Source organism: Burkholderia sp. Ac-20392, assembly GCF_017104585.1.
Classification (GTDB): Bacteria; Pseudomonadota; Gammaproteobacteria; order Burkholderiales; family Burkholderiaceae; genus Burkholderia; species Burkholderia lata.
Genome location: NZ_JAAGPB010000186.1, coordinates 1 through 15,398, shown reverse-complemented (window position 1 = coordinate 15,398; position 15,398 = coordinate 1). Strand labels below are relative to the sequence as shown.

Sequence of the window (15,398 nt, the reverse complement as noted above, 5' to 3'; positions counted from 1 at the left end):
GAGGTGGCGCACCATCAGCACGGGGCCGCCGATCTGCCCGGCGGGCAGCAGGCTGTTCACCGATTCGCCGACCCAGCGCGCGCGCAGCGCGTTGCCGAGCTCGGCGCCCGGCTGGCCGGGACGGAACATCACGGAGATCGCCACCGCGTCGATCACGAGCGGCACGACGTGGAACGCCGCGACGAGCGCGAGCCCCCAGCCGGCCGCGAGGAACGTGGACGCGACCGCGCCGACGCCCTGCCAGGCAAGGAGTGCAACGAAGAGTGCGGTCCCGAGGGACAGCAGGATGAGGCCGGCGCGTGTCATGACCCGGTCGTGCGTCGCGTGGCCAGTTGCTTGAACACCTGGCGGAAACCGAAATACGCGATCGCGTCCTTCATGTTCGAGATGAAGCGCTTCCACGGCCGCATGCCGGGGTTCGTCACGTATTCGAAGGTGAGCGACACGCGCATCTCGTTCTGGCCGAGCGGCGTGATGCGGTGGCGCAGCTTGTCGCCGTCGAACAGCACGATGCCGCCGTCGGCGATCTGGACGGAGCCCGGTTCGTCGGCCACGTCCGGATTGCGCGTGTGCAGCTCGTAGTCGAGCCGGCACGACGATTCGTCGATCACGCCGATCAGCAGCGTGTAGCGGCGGCCGTCGTAGTACGACGTGTCGTAGTGCCAGCCGATGTGGTCGCCGGGCTTCGTGTAGTAATACAGCGCGTATGCGTGCGGATCGTCGTCCGGCGACAGCATCAGCTTGTCGCCCGTGACCTTCTCGAGGAAGGAGATGAGAGCCTTCGAGCGATACAGTTCGGCGATGTACGGCGCCTGCTCGTCGATCGCATGACGGCTCACGCTGCCGCCCTGCTTGTGGCCGGGCAGGTAATTGCGGTTCAGGCCGGCCTGCATCGCGCGCGCGGCGTCGGCCAGCTTCGCATGTGCGTCGGCCGGCAGGAAGGCGTCGAGGTACAGGAACGAGCCCTGGCGCGTGTAGTCGCCGCGCAGGCGGTCGAGGTCGAGCGTGCCGACGGAGTCGGCCACGGTGCGATCGGGGTCGGCTGCGGCCGCGCGCACGGGCGCGGGGCGTGCCGGGCTCAGCACGGAGTCGTCGCGCGTGCTAGGAGTCATTTGGAAGCCTGGATTTCAGTTGAATTCTGCGAAACATGGCCGCGCCGGACGATGCGCCACCAGTCGAACACGACCCACGCGGCGAACAGCGGGGCGCCGATCGACGCCGCGAGCAGGAACGGCTCGACGCCGTCGAACAGCGTCACGAGCGGCAGCAGGTAGAGCACGTCTTCGGTTTCGAAGCCGCCGGCGAATGCCTGCTTGGTGCCGGCCTTGCCGGCGAACGATTCGATCCGCATGCGCAGGAAGAAGATCAGCGCCACGGCGGCGCCGGCCACCGCGCCGAGCAGCACCGGCGACGCGGCCATCTGGCCGCCCTGGGCGACGATGCCGACGCCCATGCTGACGAACAGCGCGACCGTGACGAGCGCGTCGGCCGCGAGGTCGTAAAAATGACCGATCTTGCTGGATTTGCCGCTGATGCGCGCGAGCTCGCCATCGGTGTGGTCGACGAAGTTCGACAGCACGATCAGGAACGCGCCTGCATTGCTCCAGCCGAAGCCGCCGTGCGCGAGGCACCAGGCGCCGGCGAGGCCGATCAGCAGACGAACGGTAGTGAGGTGATTCGGGGTGACGGGCGTGTCGACGAGCGGTCGGACAAGCGAGCGCGCGAGCCGCGCATCCCAGGTGCGTGGCAGGGGCGGTTCGGAACGTGTGGCGGTTTTTCTTTGGTCCATCGGCGAAATATATACGGAATTGTAATTTGTTGCTTTTTATTCGATCAATGTCCTGACATGAGGGAGTGTTACCGCGTCTTGCAGCGATCGGCCGGCCAAAAAGCGCATGCGCGAAAGGGCGGCCGAGCGGGGCGGCGGGATCCGTATTTCAGTGTGGTTCGCGTCGCGCCGCTGTCAAGGACGGACGGGCCTCACAGGCCGGTGTGGTGGTGCTTTTCGCACTTTCCGGCGAGCGTCGCGCGGCGCGTGCGAGCTTGACGTGTGTCAGGTCGGGACAAGCCGCATCGGGTGACAATTGGCCGCGCCGGACGGGTGTCGGGAATTGCCGATCAACAGGCAATAAATTCCAGTTGAAATCCGTCGATTGATGCGCGCGGGTTGGCGATCGCCGGCCGGTTTTTCGGTTCAAGGCTTTCGTGCACCTTTCGCGTGCATCCGCTTCAAACGGAGCGCCTGTCACAGAACGGTCGTTCGATACCCGGCAAATCCGGCAAGGATCTTTTTCATTTAGCGGACATTTCGCGGCAATGGCCTCTGCGATACTCCGACCGTGCCTGTGGTGCCGGCCGCCCCTCGCGGCCCCAAGGGCTTCATGTCGCTCCGGAGACACCCCCCGCGACGTCAACGACAGACCAAAGCGTCAGAAACCAGCCATGTCTTCATCACGCATCCTCGCTCCCGCCCTGCGTTCGCTCGTCCGCACCGCCGACGAAGCCGCCGCGCTGATCCGTCCCGGCATGACCGTCGCCATGAGCGGCTTCACCGGCTCGGGCTATCCGAAGGCCGTACCGGCCGCGCTTGCCGCCCACATCGACGCGGCGCACACGCGCGGCGAGGACTTCCGGATCAACGTGCTGACGGGCGCATCGACCGCGCCGGAACTCGACGGCGCGCTCGCCCGCACCAACGGCATCTCGATGCGCCTGCCGTACCAGTCCGACCCGACGTTGCGCGACAAGATCAACGGCGGCGAAGTCGACTACCAGGACGTCCACCTGAGCCACGTCGCGCAGTACGCATGGTTCGGGCTGTATGGCGATCTCGATGTCGCGATCGTCGAAGTCGCGGGCATCCGCGAGGACGGGCTGCTGATTCCGTCCGCGTCGATCGGCAACAACAAGACCTGGCTCGAACGCGCGAAGCACGTGATCCTCGAGGTCAACTCGCGCCAGCCGCTCGGCCTCGACGGGATGCACGACGTCTATTACGGCACCGCGCTGCCGCCGCACCGCAAGCCGATTCCGCTGACGAAGAGCGACGACCGGATCGGCGAGCCGTACCTGCGCTGCCCGGCCGACAAGATCGTCGCGATCGTCGAGACCGACGCGCCGGATCGCAGCAATGCGTTCTCCGCGCCGGACGCGACGTCGAAGCAGATCGCGCTGCAACTGATCGACTTCCTGCGCCATGAAGTGAAGCGCGGCCGCCTGCCGGAAAACCTGCTGCCGCTTCAGTCGGGCGTCGGCAACATCACGAACGCGGTGCTCGCGGAGCTTAGCTCGGCCGGCTTCTCGAACCTGACCGCGTACACCGAAGTGATCCAGGACGGCATGCTCGACCTGCTGCAGGACGGCACGTTGAGCTTCGCGTCGGCCACCGCGCTGTCGCTGAGCCCGGCCGCCGTGCAGCGCTTCGCCGACGAAATCGCGACGTTCCGCGAAAAGATCGTGCTGCGCCCGCAGGAGATCAGCAACCATCCGGAGCTCGTGCGCCGGCTCGGCTGCATCGCGATGAACGGGATGATCGAGGCCGACATCTACGGCAACGTGAACTCGACGCACGTGATGGGCACGAAGATCCAGAACGGCATCGGCGGCTCGGGCGACTTCGCGCGCAACGGCTACCTGTCGTGCTTCATGTCGGCGAGTACCGCGAAGGGCGGTGCGATCTCGCGGATCGTGCCGATGGCGAGCCACGTCGACCATACCGAGCACGATGTCGCGGTGGTCGTCACCGAGCAGGGCCTTGCCGACCTGCGCGGCCTGTCGCCGAAGCAGCGTGCACGCAAGGTCATCGCGACCTGCGCGCATCCCGACTACCGGCCGATGCTCGAGGATTACTTCGAGCGCGCGTCGCGCGACAGCTTCGGCAAGCACACGCCGCACCTGCTCGCCGAGGCGCTGTCGTGGCACGAGCGCTACGTGCGCACGGGCACGATGAAGGCCTGACGCGGGCGAAGCGGGCGCGCGCCGCGTGCGCCCGTCAATCCATCGCCGCGTGCGCGATATCCACGCTCGCCGCTTTCTGCGGCGGGCGGATCAGCAGCAACAGCGGAATCATCAGCAGCGTCGCGACGAACATCAGCTTGAAGTCGTTCAGGTACGCGATCATCGACGCCTGCTGGTTGATCGTGCGGTCGAGCAGCGCGATGTCGAGGCGGCTGCCGGCGATCGCCTGCACGGCCGGGTTGAACGGCGTGATGTGGGTCGCGAGGTCGGCGTGCGCGACCTGCGTGTTGCGCGTCATCAGCGTCTGCACGATCGAGATGCCGATACTGCTGCCGATGTTGCGCATCAGGCTGTAGGTGGCCGTGCCGTCCGCACGCAGGTCGGGCGGCAGCGTCGAGAACGACAGCGCGCTCAGCGGCACGAACACGAGCCCCAGCCCGAAGCCCTGCACCACGCCGGGCCACACGATGTCCGCTTCGGACAGCACGACCGTGTACTGCATCATCTGCCATAGCGCGAGCGCGGAAATCGACAGCCCCGCGAGCAGCAGCATTCGCGCATCCACGTATTTCAGCAGCCTGCCGACGAACAGCATCGCGATCATCGTGCCGGCGCCGCTTGGCGCGGTGACGAGGCCCGTCGTCGCGACCGGGTAGCCCATCAGGTTCTGCAGCATCGGCGGCAGCAGCGCGCGCGTCGCATACAGCACCGCGCCGACCACGAAGATGAACAGCGTACCGGTGGCGAAGTTCGGGTCGCGCAGCAGTTCCGACTTGAAGAACGACGCCTTGCCGACGGTCGCCGTATGCACGAGGAAGAACGCGAAGCTGAGTGCCGCGACGATCGCCTCGATGCGGATCTCGTACGAGCCGAACCAGTCGAGCTGTTCGCCGCGGTCGAGCATCGCCTGAAACGCGCCGATCGCGAGCGCCAGCGTCGCGAAGCCGAACGCGTCGAACTTCACGTGCGGGCGCGGCGCGCGCGCGGGCAGGAAGGTCATCACGCCGGCGAGCGCGAACGCGCCGATCGGCACGTTGATGAAGAACACCCAGCGCCAGTTGTAGCTGTCGGTGAGCCAGCCGCCGAGCGTCGGGCCGAGGATCGGGCCGACCATCACGCCCATCCCCCAGATCGCCATCGCCTGGCCTTGTTTCTCGCGCGGATTGATGTCGAGCAGGATCGACTGCGACAGCGGCACCAGCGCGGCGCCGAACACGCCCTGCAGCAGGCGGGCGCCGACGATCTGCACGAGTGTCTCGGACAGCCCGCACAGCGCCGACGCGACCGTGAAGCCCGTGATCGACACGATCAGCAGCCGTTTCACGCTGAGCCGGTCGGACAACCAGCCGGTGAGCGGGGTCGCGATCGCCGCGGCGACGATATAGGAGGTCAGCACCCACGTGATCTCGTCCTGCGACGCGGACAGCGTGCCCTGCATGTGCGGTAGTGCGACGTTCGCGATCGTGCTGTCGAGGGTCTGGATCAGCGTGGCGAGCATGATCGACAGGGTCAGCATCGGCCGGTTCAGTGCGGGCGAGGCGGGGGCGTCGGCGGCGGGGTTCAAGCGGGTGTCTCCACGGGGCGGTCGCCGTGGGCGGCGATCCGGAATGGCTGAAATTATAAGCACGCTTATTATATATCCGCTTATCGCCACGCCGCGAGCCGAGGCCGTTTCAGGCTTGACCCTATAATTCGCGGATGGACAAGACTTACGAGAACCGGATCGGCTATCTGATCGCCGACGTCGCCCGCCTGAACGGACGCCTGTTCGACCGGCGTGCGAAGCGCATCGGGCTGACACGGGCGCAAAGCCGCGTGCTCGCGTACCTGACGTGGAAGGGCGAGATGAATCAGGCGCGGCTCGCCGAATGGCTCGAGATCACACCGATCTCGCTCACGCGGCTGCTCGACCGGATGGAAAGCTATGGCTGGATCGAGCGCATCACGAATGACGACGATCGCCGCGCATTCGTGATCCGGCTGACCGACAAGTCGCGCGAGATCTTTCCGCAGATGCTCGAAGTGGGTGACACGGTCGCCGACGACGGGCTGCGCGGCTTCACGCCCGACGAACGCGATACGCTGGTGCGGCTGCTCGGGCGCGTGCGCCACAACCTGATCGACTGCGGCGGAGAGTGATGCGGGCCGCCACATGGGCGGGCCGGATGAACGACTTGAAAACACCGGGTGGCAGCGCGCAAGCCCGCCGCGTTTGCCCGCATGCCGGCAGGCGGCGTTGTCATTGCCGTTGCGCCGGTGCCGATGCCCGGCGCGGCCTTCGTCCGGCGGGCACCGGACGACGCGCCCGTCACGCTCGACGAAGCGCGTGCGTGCGCGTCGACGTCGGCTCGGTTGAGTCGACGCTACCTGTTGCGATCTCGGCGAGTCGATGTGCTCAACGGGCCAGCGCCGCGAGCGTGAACGCCGCCAGATAAAGCCCCACACCGTAGGACAGATGCGTGATGAGACTGCGCCGGCGTGCGACGCCCGGGTGCGGCGTGCGTGATGCGGCGATGCCGAAGCCGAACGCGGGCTGCATCACGAAGAACGGTGCGACCACGCTGGCGAGACCGGCGACGAGCGCGGGGAGCGGAGTCGGCGTGCCGATCCATTCCGTGCCCGCGATCGCGACGGGCAGTGCCGCGAACGCGATGCCGATCGCGTAATGCGCAATCCAGCCGAGCGTGCGTTCGCCCGGCACGGGCGCCGCGGCGCCGATCGACACATGCCGGAAGCGGCCTTGCATCATGTGACCGATCCAGCGGCCGACCAGCGCATAGTCGAGCGACGGAATGCCGAATGCGCGCCGCCGGAACAGCGTCCACAGATCCATCACAAGCGTGGCGCCCGCGCCGATCAGCAACAGGTTGAGCAGGACGTCGGGCGCGCTCATCGCGACCCTCCGCGGAGAAGGGAAAGGGCTGCGCGGTGCAGCGGCATACAGCGTGGTTTCAGCGGTTTCATGGCAGTCCGGGCTTGTCTTCATGGAGTCGAGCGACTATCTTGCAACTTCAAGTTCACTTGAGGTCAAGCATGAGCCGGCTGGACATTGCAGATGTGGCGCGACGCTCGGGATTGCCCGCGTCGACGCTGCGCTACTACGAGGAAAAGGGGCTGATCGTCCCGACCGGTCGCCACGGGTTGCGGCGGCAATACGACGAGTCGGTGCTGGAGCGCCTGGCGCTGATCGCACTGGGCCGAGAGGCAGGCTTTTCGCTCGACGACATCCTCGCGATGGTCGGCACGGACGGCCTGCCTGCGATCGATCGCGCGAAGCTCGACGGCAAGGCCGACGAACTCGACCGTACGATCCGCCGTCTCGGCGCCGTGCGCGATGCGTTGCGGCATGCGGCCGTGTGCCCGGCAGCGAACCATCTGGAATGCCCGTCGTTCCAGAAACTGCTGCGCATCGCCGCGCATCGCCATCCGGCGCGCCGCACGAAGACGGAAGGCGCGTAGGCGGCGAGCGTGCATCGGCGGGCTGGCGTGGCTGCCCGATGGCAGGGTGGTGCGCCGAGGCATGCGGTGCCAGACATCGCAAACAGGAACAACGGGGTTGCAGCGTGTGGATTTTGCTTGTGTTTCCTGCCGCATTTGCGGCATCGAGGGTCGCGCCGCATTACGGGATGCTCGCGGGGCTCGCGACGGTGGCCGTCGTGATGGTGACGCCGCAAGTGCTGCTGGCGTTGGGGATCGATTGGGTGACACGGCGGCGCGGGGGCGTTGAACCGTCTGTCATGACCGCACCGCCTGCACAGACCGACAGTCTGGAGGACGAACCGGCTGACGAGCCCGACGATCTACCCGATGTGCCGTTTCGATACGGCGAGCAGGCACGATTCAAACAGCTGGTGCTGATTGCCGACGCCGTGCGCTCCGAAGTCACGCGCAGTTTCTACGACAAGGCGAAGCAGACGATCGAAGCGTACGTGGATGTCGAGACGGGGCGTGACGGTTCGGGGGCGGCGATGGTGTCGGCGGCCGAGCTGGCCCCGGAAGACGGCCCGACCGTCGCGCTGCCGGACGAAATGCTGACCGTGTTCGTGTCGAACGACGGCGCGTGGTCGGGGTTCCGCGTCGGTAACGACACCATCCGGTTCCGCCACGGTGCAATCACGAGAATGCAGCTCACGCAGGTAATTCCGGTTCGCTGGAAGGGTGGCTACATGGTGAAGTTCTGGTTCGACGTACCGAAACGGAACAGTAAAGGCGATTGCGGGCCGCATTCGAACTGGTTCTATCTTGCGGCGGACTATTCTGGCCGCCGCACACGCACGCTCATCCATGCATGTCGCGAGATCGCGTCGGTGCTCGGCGTGGCGTTCGACGTCGACGAAACCGGCGACGACTGATTCACCCCGCGTAATACACGCGACATTCCTGCTCGCGCCCGCGCACGATGCGCTTGCCGACGAGCGAGCCGTACGTTTCGGTGAAGACGGTGCGCTGGTGCTCGCATTGCAGGGCGTCGTAGAAATAAAGCGACACCCAGTCGGTCGGTCGGGACGCCTCCGGCGTGCGCATCGCGGCATGCAGGCACAGCGCGGTGAAATGCCAGCCACCCTTGGTCATGTGCATCACGGGCAGCGGCACGTAGCCGTCCGCATTCGGGCGCCGATGCGCGGTGACGCGTTGCACAACGCCAGGCGTCGGCAACACGCCGGCGGCGGCCTTGCTGCGGTACAGGCGGTCGATGTAGAGCAGCAGTTCGACGGGCGGCTCCGTGCCGGGGCCGGCGTCCTGCACGTGGCCCTGCCAGCGCCGGCGGCGGCTCAGCACGTTGTCGAGCGCGGTGCGGATGCCGGCCGCGCGCCGCGGGCCGACGCCCGAGATCGTCTCGAGCTGGCCGTTGCGGGCTGCGCGTTCAAGCTCCTCGAGCGTATCGATGTGCAGCAGGTCGTGAATGCGCAGCGCGAGTGCGTGGCCGATGCCCGGCACCGCTTCGAACGCGGAGGTGCGTTCGGCGTCGCCGCACAGCCGGTCGAGCTGGCGCCAGCGCCCCGTCACCAGCAGTTCGGCAATCGCCTGGGCGACACCCGTGCCGATCTCGGGCAGCATCCCGAGCGCATCGACGCCGCCGGACTCGAACAGCACGCGGATGTCGAGGTCGAGCGCATCGACCGTCTCGGCCGACGCGCGATACGCGGCGACCCGGTACGGATTCGCGCCCTGGTCAGCCAGCCGCTGCGCCGCCTCGCGCAGGCAGGTCGCGATATGCCGGTTTTCCTCGTACGTTTGGCTGGCGGTCGTCTGCATGGCGAGGGACCCGGGGAAGCACAAACGGAATGGACACGGCGAACGATGCGCCGGTCGGCTTTTCATCATTGTCGCGACACGCGATGAAGAAAACTTGACGCACGTCAATGGCAAACGTAGCACAGGTTCGAAGCGCACGGTCGTACCGGAAGGTGGCACGACCGTGCGTCGCGTGACGCGATCACGCGTCGAGGAACGACTGCGCGTTCTCGGCTTCGGCGGCCGTGCGCAAGGCGGCGAGCGCCCGTTTCTCGATCTGCCGCACGCGTTCGCGCGACATGCCCGCGTCCTGTGCGATCGCGTCATAGGTATCGGGCTCGGTGCCGCCGAGGCCGAACCGGCGGCGCAGCACGTCGGCCTCGGCCGGCGTGACCGACCGGAGCAGCGACCTCACGCACTCGCGCATGCGTGTGTCGGCCAGTTGCTCGAACGGGCTGGCCGATGCCTGGTCCTCGATCAGTTCCACGAGGCCGGTGTCCGCGTCGGGCAGCGGCGCGTCGAGCGACACGGGCTCGGCAGGCAGCGCGAGCACCGCGCGCAGCTTGTCCTCGGCGAGGCCGGTTTCGGCCGGCCGCATCGTCCGGATCGGTTGCATCGCGGGCCTCATTGGGTGAGGTCGATTTCGTAGGTGGCGAGGTTCTTGCCCGAACCGTCGTCGGCCACGACCTGCGTGATGCCGGTCAGGCCGGCCGCCGCCGCGTCGCCGAGGCGGTTCGGCGCGGACGCGAACTGCACGTGCGCAACCGAGCTCGCGAGCTTCGTGAAGCGCCAGCTGCGCTGCGCGCCGTCGGCCGTGCGCGTGATCTTGCCGCGCTGCTTCACGAACGCGATCAGCACGTCGCGGTTCGCATCGGGCGACGCGAAGATCGTCTTGCTGCCGTCGAGGCCCGGGAAGTTGCCGCCGCCGCTCGCGCGGTAGTTGTTGGTCGCGACGATGAACTGCGCGTTCGGGTCGATCGGCGCACCCTTGTACGTCAGGTTCTTGATCCGGCTGCCGACTGCCTGCGTGATGTCGATTTCATATGCGAGATCGGCCGACGTGAACATGTCGAAGTTGTAGCCGGGGAACGTGCTGACGAGCGGCTGCACGGTCGCCTTGGTCGGGTCGATCCGGTTGAAGCGCTTGGCAGCGGTTTCGAGCCAGTTCTTCACGTCGGCGCCGCTCACCTTCACCGCGTACACGGTGTTCGGGTACAGGTACAGGTCGGCCGCGTTGTTGATCGCGAGCGCGCCCGGTGCAACGTCGGTGTAGTCGGTGCCGCCGCCGAAGCCGCTCTTGAACGGCGCGCTGACCGACAGTACCGGCAGCGACGCGTATTGCGGCAGGTTCGCCTGCACGTAGGTCTTCACGTAGTCGGCCTGCGCCTCGTTGACGATCTGGATCGCACCCGGATCGCCGACATCGGCGAAGTACGAGTTCATCCGGTAGTCGGTCGAGCCGATCGGCGTCTTCACGTAGTCGATCGTCGCCTGGTGCTCGGCGGCGATCGCGGCGGACACGGACGGATCGGCCGCGACGTAGCTCTTGTCGGCGTTCTGGATCGGCCGCGCCTCGACGGTCGTCTGCGACTTGTCGACGCTCCACGTCTTGCCGTCGAACTTCAGGCCGAGCTTGATCACGCCGAGGTGCTTGCCCCAGTAGTTGGCCATCACGGTCGGCACGCCGTTGACGGTGCCCTTGACCTTGTCGACGCCCGGCAGGTTGAACTGCGACACGGTGCTGTTCGCGTCCGGGAACACCTGGTGCGAGTGGCCGATCAGCATCGCATCGATGCCGGTCACCTTCGACAGCCACCAGCTGCCGTTCTCCATCGTCGGCGAATACGCGGAATTGTCGAGGCCGCCGTGCGAGATCGCGACGACGAGATCGGCGCCCTTCGCGCGCATCTCCGGAACGTACTTCTCGGCGGCTTCCTTCAGGCCGGTCGTGTAGACCTTGCCATCGAGCCAGCGCTTGTCCCAGTTCATGATCGCGGGCGGCGTAAAGCCGATGATGCCGATCTTCACGGGCGCGCTGACCGTCTTGCCGTCCGGCGTCGTCGCGGTCACGGTGCGGGTCAGGATCGTGTACGGCGTGAACAGCGGCGCGTTGGTCTTCGCGCTGATCACGTTCGCGAGCACCTGCGGGAAGTTCGGGCCCGCGCACTTCTTCTGCTGGGCCGGCGCCGGCAGGCCGTCGACCTCGAACGTGTTGCCGGTCACCTGCGACAGGTACGGCAGCCCGTAGTTGAATTCGTGGTTGCCGATCCCGCCGCCGTCGAATTTCGCGGCGTTCATCACCTTGTAGATCGCGAGCGTCTGGTCGCAGCCGACCGGCTTCACGAGCGCCTGGTAGTCCGACAGCGCGGTGCCCTGGATCGTGTCGCCGTTGTCGAGCAGCAGCGTGTTCGGATACTGCTTGCGCGCTTGCGCAATCAGCGTCGACACGCGCTCGAAGCCGAGCGAATTGTCGGCGGCGAGCTTGAAATAGTCATACGACAGCACGTTGGTGTGCAGGTCGGTCGTCTCGAGCAGGGCGAGCGTGGCCGTCGTGCCGACAGGCGCCTGGGCTGCCGGCGGCGTCACCGGCGGCGAGGTGACGTCGTCGCCGCCACAGGCGGCGAGGATGAAGGCGAGGCTGGCGAGCGCGGCGATGGCCGGCACGCGGCGGCGGGAAAGCAGGGGGAGACGCATCGGTTGTCCTGTTCGGTGTTCTGTTTTTGAAATGCGAGAGTCGCAACGATTGGCGGCGCGGGGCGCCGACGGCCTGATGTGCGGCGCGTGAGAGTATCGAAAGGAAACGTGACGGAAGAATGAAAGGTCGTGAAGACGGCAACGGGCAGGGGGCGACGACGCTCACGCGCACCGCGGGGCGGGCGACTCGGCCAGGCGCCCCGGCCCGGCGCCCCCACGGAAATCCTCACGTCGCGCCGCCGGGCGGTTCGCTACAATGGCCGCTGTCACCTTTTTGCAAACAACCTGCCCTTGGACTTCGAGACTCCTCCCGGCCTGTCGGTCGACGCCGGCGGCCAGGGCCAGACGGTGCGCCTGTACGGCCAGTGGACCGCGCTCGCGCTTGCACGCAATCGCGGCGCGGTGGCGCGTCGGGTCGCGAGCATCGCGTCCGGGCGCGTGAGCGAATGGGATCTGTCGGGCATCGAGCGGCTCGATCACGTCGGCGGCCAGGCGCTGTGGCGCGTGTGGGGCCGCAAGCTGCCGGCCGGCGTCGCGCTGAGCGCCACGCAGCGCACGATCTTCGAGCGCATCGAGCGGCTCGACAGCGAGCGCGAGGCGCCCGAGCGCGTGGTGCGCTACGATCCCGTCACGCGGCTCGGCCAGGCGATCTTCGGGTTCGGCGAACACCTGCAGGGCGGCATCGCGATGTTCGGCCTCGTGATCCTCGATGCGCTGTCGGTGCTGCGCCGCCCGAAGACGATGCCGTGGAAGGAAACCTCGGCGAACATCTACAGCGCCGGCGCGCAGGCGCTGCCGATCACCGCGCTCGTCGCGTTCCTGATCGGCATCGTGCTCAGCTACCTGTCCGCGCAGCAACTGCAGATGTTCGGCGCGAACCGCTACATCGTGAACATCCTCGGACTGTCGGTGATCCGCGAGCTCGGCCCGGTGCTGTCGGCGATTCTCGTCGCGGGCCGCTCGGGCTCGGCGATCACCGCGCAGATCGGCGTGATGCGCGTGACCGAGGAGCTCGACGCGATGCGCGTGATGGGCATCCCGCACGGGCTGCGGCTGATCCTGCCGCGCGTGCTCGCACTCGGCGTCGCGATGCCGCTGCTCGTGATGTGGACCAACATCGTCGCGCTGACGGGCGGCGCGCTCGCCGCGAAGCTCGTGCTCGGCATCGACGTCAATTATTTCGTGCGCTCGCTGCCGGGCGTCGTGCCGATCGCGAACCTGTACATCGGCGTCGGCAAGGGCGTCGTGTTCGGCATGCTGATCGCGCTGGTCGCCTGCCATTTCGGTTTCCGGATCAAGGCAAACTCGCAGAGCCTCGGCGAAGGCACGACCACGTCGGTCGTGTCGTCGATCACGGTCGTGATCCTCGCCGACGCGGTGTTCGCGATCCTGTTCCAGAACGTGGGGCTCGGATGAACGCATCGAACGAAACGACCGCGCATGCCACGGCCATCGGCGCCGGGTCGGTCGGTACCGGGGCGGCGGCCGATGCCGACGACCTCGTGATCGAGGTGCGCAACCTGACCAAGCGCTACGGGCGCAACATCATTCACCAGAAGCTCGACTTCGACGTGCGGCGCGGCGAGATCGTGTCGATCGTCGGCGGCTCGGGCTCCGGCAAGACCACGCTCGTGCGGCAGATCCTCGGCCTCGAGCGGCCGACGTCGGGCACGATCAAGGTGTTCGGCGAGGACACGGCGACGATCGACGACGCGAGCGCGCGGATGATGCGCACGCGCTCCGGGATGCTGTTCCAGCAGGGCGCGCTGTTCTCGTCGATGACGGTGTTCGACAACGTCGCACAGCCGCTGCGCGAGCTCGGCCGCGTGCCGCCGGATCTGCTGCACGATATCGTGATGCTGAAGCTCGAGATGGTCGGGCTGCCGTGCAAGCACGCGTCGAAGATGCCGGCCGCGCTGTCGGGCGGGATGGTCAAGCGGGTCGGCATCGCGCGCGCGATCGCGCTCGAGCCTGAGCTGCTGTTCCTCGACGAGCCGACGGCCGGCCTCGATCCGCAGGCGTCGGACGAATTCGTCGAGCTGATCGCGACGCTGCACCGCACGCTCGGGCTGACCGTCGTGATGGTGACGCACGATCTCGACACGATGGTCGCGCTGTCCACGCGCGTCGCGGTGCTGGCCGACCGCAAGGTGCTGGTGGCCGCGCCGGTCGAGGAGGCCGCGAACGTCGACCATCCGTTCATCCACGAATATTTCCTGGGGCTGCGCGGGCGCCGCGCATTGCAGGCGCTGCCGCCCGAGCGGCGCGCGAAGCTGCCGAAGGCGGCCCTCGAACCGGCGCTGTCGAGCGTCGAGCTGTAGGCACGAAGGAATCCGCGAATGGAAAACAAATCACATGCGTTCTGGGCCGGCCTGTTCACGATCGCGCTGACGCTCGCGATCGCGGGCACCGTGTTCTGGTTCAACGTCGATCGCACCGTGCGCGTGCCGTACGATCTGCTCGCGCGCACCAACGTGACGGGGCTGTTCCCGGACGCGGCCGTGCGCTTTCGCGGCCTCGACGTCGGCAAGGTGCAGTCGATCGGCTTCGATCGCACGCATCCGGGCCAGATCCGGATCCGGATCCTCGTCGACCACGACGCGCCGATCACGCAGTCGACCTACGGCAGCCTCGGCTTCCAGGGCGTGACGGGCATCGCGTTCGTGCAGCTCGAGGACACGGGCCGCGACCTGGCGCCGCTGCCGTCGTCGACGAAGGCGATCGCGCAGATCCCGATGCGGCCGAGCCTGTTCGACCAGATCCAGGAGCGCGGCGACGTGCTGCTGCGGCAGCTCGAGCTGGCCGCGAAGAGTGCGAATGCGCTGATGTCGCCCGAGATGCGCGAGCAGTTGCGCGCGACCGCCGAAAGCCTGCAGCACGCGGCCGACGGCGCGACTACGCTGACCAAGCAGCTCGGCCCGGCAGTGACCGCGCTGCCGGAAACGATGCACGAGGTGAACCGCGCGATGGCGTCGGCGAACACGCTGCTGCAGCCGAACGGGCCGCTCGTGTCGAACCTGAACAAGGCCGGTACGGCCGCCGAGCAGATCGGCGTCGCGCTGAACGGGCTCAACGCGCGCGTGCAGTACGACACGCTGCCGCGCTTCAACGCACTCGCCGGCAGCGTCGGCGACGCCTCGCGGCAATTGAAGGACGTGGCCGGTGAACTTGGCCGCAATCCGCGCAGTCTGTTGTTCGGTTCGCCCGGCGCGGCGCCGGGCCCCGGCGAGCCGGGCTTCGTCTGGCCGGGTGCGACGGCCGGGCAGTGATACCCATCGAAACCGGAAACATCATGCAGGAACACGCCATGCCACGAATCCTTGACCGCGCGCTGCGTCCCGCCGCGGCCGCGCTTGCCGTGCTGACGCTGTCGCTCGCGGCCGGCTGCGCCGGCAACAGCGCGGTGCTGTCGAATGTCCGCTACGACCTCGGGCCGGCCACGTCGGTCGTGACCGCAGGCCCGGGCCCCGCGCTGAAGGTGCTCGACGTCGCCGCGCCCGACGCGCTCGACA

The 15,398-nt window shown here is 67.4% G+C and carries 13 protein-coding genes and 3 pseudogenes; 8 read left to right on the top strand and 8 right to left on the bottom strand.

From position 1 onward, the window contains the following. The 3 genes and pseudogenes from G3N99_RS20340 to G3N99_RS20330 form a co-directional block, all read right to left on the bottom strand. Positions 1 to 306, bottom strand: a pseudogene (locus G3N99_RS20340) (TIGR00374 family protein); the annotation flags it as partial. Beyond that, positions 303 to 1,112: a 2OG-Fe(II) oxygenase gene (locus G3N99_RS20335; RefSeq protein WP_174946889.1), complete on the bottom strand. Its 810-nt coding sequence runs from the start codon at positions 1,110 to 1,112 to the stop codon at positions 303 to 305. The gene G3N99_RS20335 and the pseudogene G3N99_RS20340, both read right to left, overlap by 4 nt. After that, a complete protein-coding gene (locus G3N99_RS20330) occupies positions 1,109 to 1,789 on the bottom strand; it encodes a CDP-alcohol phosphatidyltransferase family protein (RefSeq protein WP_174935775.1) in 681 nt (226 codons plus the stop codon). Before G3N99_RS20330 ends, G3N99_RS20335 begins: the two co-directional genes overlap by 4 nt. Before the next feature lie 653 nt (positions 1,790 to 2,442). Between G3N99_RS20330 and G3N99_RS20325 the strand changes: the two genes are divergently transcribed. Continuing rightward, complete coding sequence (locus G3N99_RS20325) at positions 2,443 to 3,957, top strand: acetyl-CoA hydrolase/transferase family protein (RefSeq protein ID WP_089474649.1); 1,515 nt, start codon at positions 2,443 to 2,445, stop codon at positions 3,955 to 3,957. A 34-nt stretch (positions 3,958 to 3,991) separates the two neighbouring features. Here the strand turns inward: G3N99_RS20325 and G3N99_RS20320 are convergent, their stop codons facing one another. After that, complete coding sequence (locus G3N99_RS20320; RefSeq protein WP_011355507.1) at positions 3,992 to 5,521, bottom strand: DHA2 family efflux MFS transporter permease subunit; 1,530 nt, start codon at positions 5,519 to 5,521, stop codon at positions 3,992 to 3,994. Positions 5,522 to 5,655: 134 nt separating this feature from the next. Here G3N99_RS20320 and G3N99_RS20315 point away from each other — a divergent pair, with 134 nt between their 5' ends. Then, positions 5,656 to 6,096, top strand: a complete 441-nt coding sequence (locus G3N99_RS20315; protein WP_174935771.1) for a MarR family transcriptional regulator — start codon at positions 5,656 to 5,658, stop codon at positions 6,094 to 6,096. A 256-nt stretch (positions 6,097 to 6,352) separates the two neighbouring features. On the opposite strand, the gene G3N99_RS20310 is transcribed toward G3N99_RS20315, so the two are convergent. Next, complete coding sequence (locus G3N99_RS20310; RefSeq protein ID WP_174946883.1) at positions 6,353 to 6,850, bottom strand: DUF2938 domain-containing protein; 498 nt, start codon at positions 6,848 to 6,850, stop codon at positions 6,353 to 6,355. 140 nt (positions 6,851 to 6,990) lie between these two features. On the opposite strand from G3N99_RS20310, the gene G3N99_RS20305 reads away from it, so the two are divergent. Both G3N99_RS20305 and G3N99_RS20300 read left to right on the top strand, forming a co-directional pair. Next, complete coding sequence (locus G3N99_RS20305; protein ID WP_174935768.1) at positions 6,991 to 7,416, top strand: helix-turn-helix domain-containing protein; 426 nt, start codon at positions 6,991 to 6,993, stop codon at positions 7,414 to 7,416. A 104-nt stretch (positions 7,417 to 7,520) separates the two neighbouring features. Beyond that, positions 7,521 to 8,309 (top strand): hypothetical protein, encoded by a 789-nt coding sequence (locus tag G3N99_RS20300; protein ID WP_206123301.1) that lies wholly within the window; start codon positions 7,521 to 7,523, stop codon positions 8,307 to 8,309. A 1-nt stretch (position 8,310) separates the two neighbouring features. Here G3N99_RS20300 and G3N99_RS20295 read toward each other — a convergent pair whose 3' ends face one another. The 3 genes and pseudogenes from G3N99_RS20295 to G3N99_RS20285 form a co-directional block, all read right to left on the bottom strand. Then, positions 8,311 to 9,213 carry a helix-hairpin-helix domain-containing protein gene (locus G3N99_RS20295; RefSeq protein WP_206123300.1) on the bottom strand — a complete coding sequence of 301 codons (903 nt, stop codon included), beginning with the start codon at positions 9,211 to 9,213 and terminating at the stop codon, positions 8,311 to 8,313. A gap of 181 nt (positions 9,214 to 9,394) precedes the next feature. Beyond that, positions 9,395 to 9,781 (bottom strand): annotated as a pseudogene (locus G3N99_RS20290) (sigma factor-like helix-turn-helix DNA-binding protein); the annotation flags it as partial. Positions 9,782 to 9,816: 35 nt separating this feature from the next. Next, the gene (locus G3N99_RS20285) at positions 9,817 to 11,886 is read right to left on the bottom strand and encodes a bifunctional 2',3'-cyclic-nucleotide 2'-phosphodiesterase/3'-nucleotidase (protein WP_206123299.1); all 2,070 of its coding nucleotides are present in this window, start codon (positions 11,884 to 11,886) and stop codon (positions 9,817 to 9,819) included. A 222-nt stretch (positions 11,887 to 12,108) separates the two neighbouring features. On the opposite strand from G3N99_RS20285, the gene G3N99_RS20280 reads away from it, so the two are divergent. From G3N99_RS20280 to G3N99_RS20265, 4 genes and pseudogenes are all read left to right on the top strand, one after another. Further along, complete coding sequence (locus tag G3N99_RS20280) at positions 12,109 to 13,302, top strand: ABC transporter permease (RefSeq protein WP_307873441.1); 1,194 nt, start codon at positions 12,109 to 12,111, stop codon at positions 13,300 to 13,302. Next, positions 13,299 to 14,207: an ABC transporter ATP-binding protein gene (locus G3N99_RS20275; RefSeq protein WP_174937737.1), complete on the top strand. Its 909-nt coding sequence runs from the start codon at positions 13,299 to 13,301 to the stop codon at positions 14,205 to 14,207. Before G3N99_RS20280 ends, G3N99_RS20275 begins: the two co-directional genes overlap by 4 nt. 18 nt (positions 14,208 to 14,225) lie before the next feature. After that, a complete protein-coding gene (locus G3N99_RS20270; protein WP_174937739.1) occupies positions 14,226 to 15,155 on the top strand; it encodes an MlaD family protein in 930 nt (309 codons plus the stop codon). A 38-nt stretch (positions 15,156 to 15,193) separates the two neighbouring features. After that, positions 15,194 to 15,398, top strand: a pseudogene (locus tag G3N99_RS20265) (ABC transporter); the annotation flags it as partial.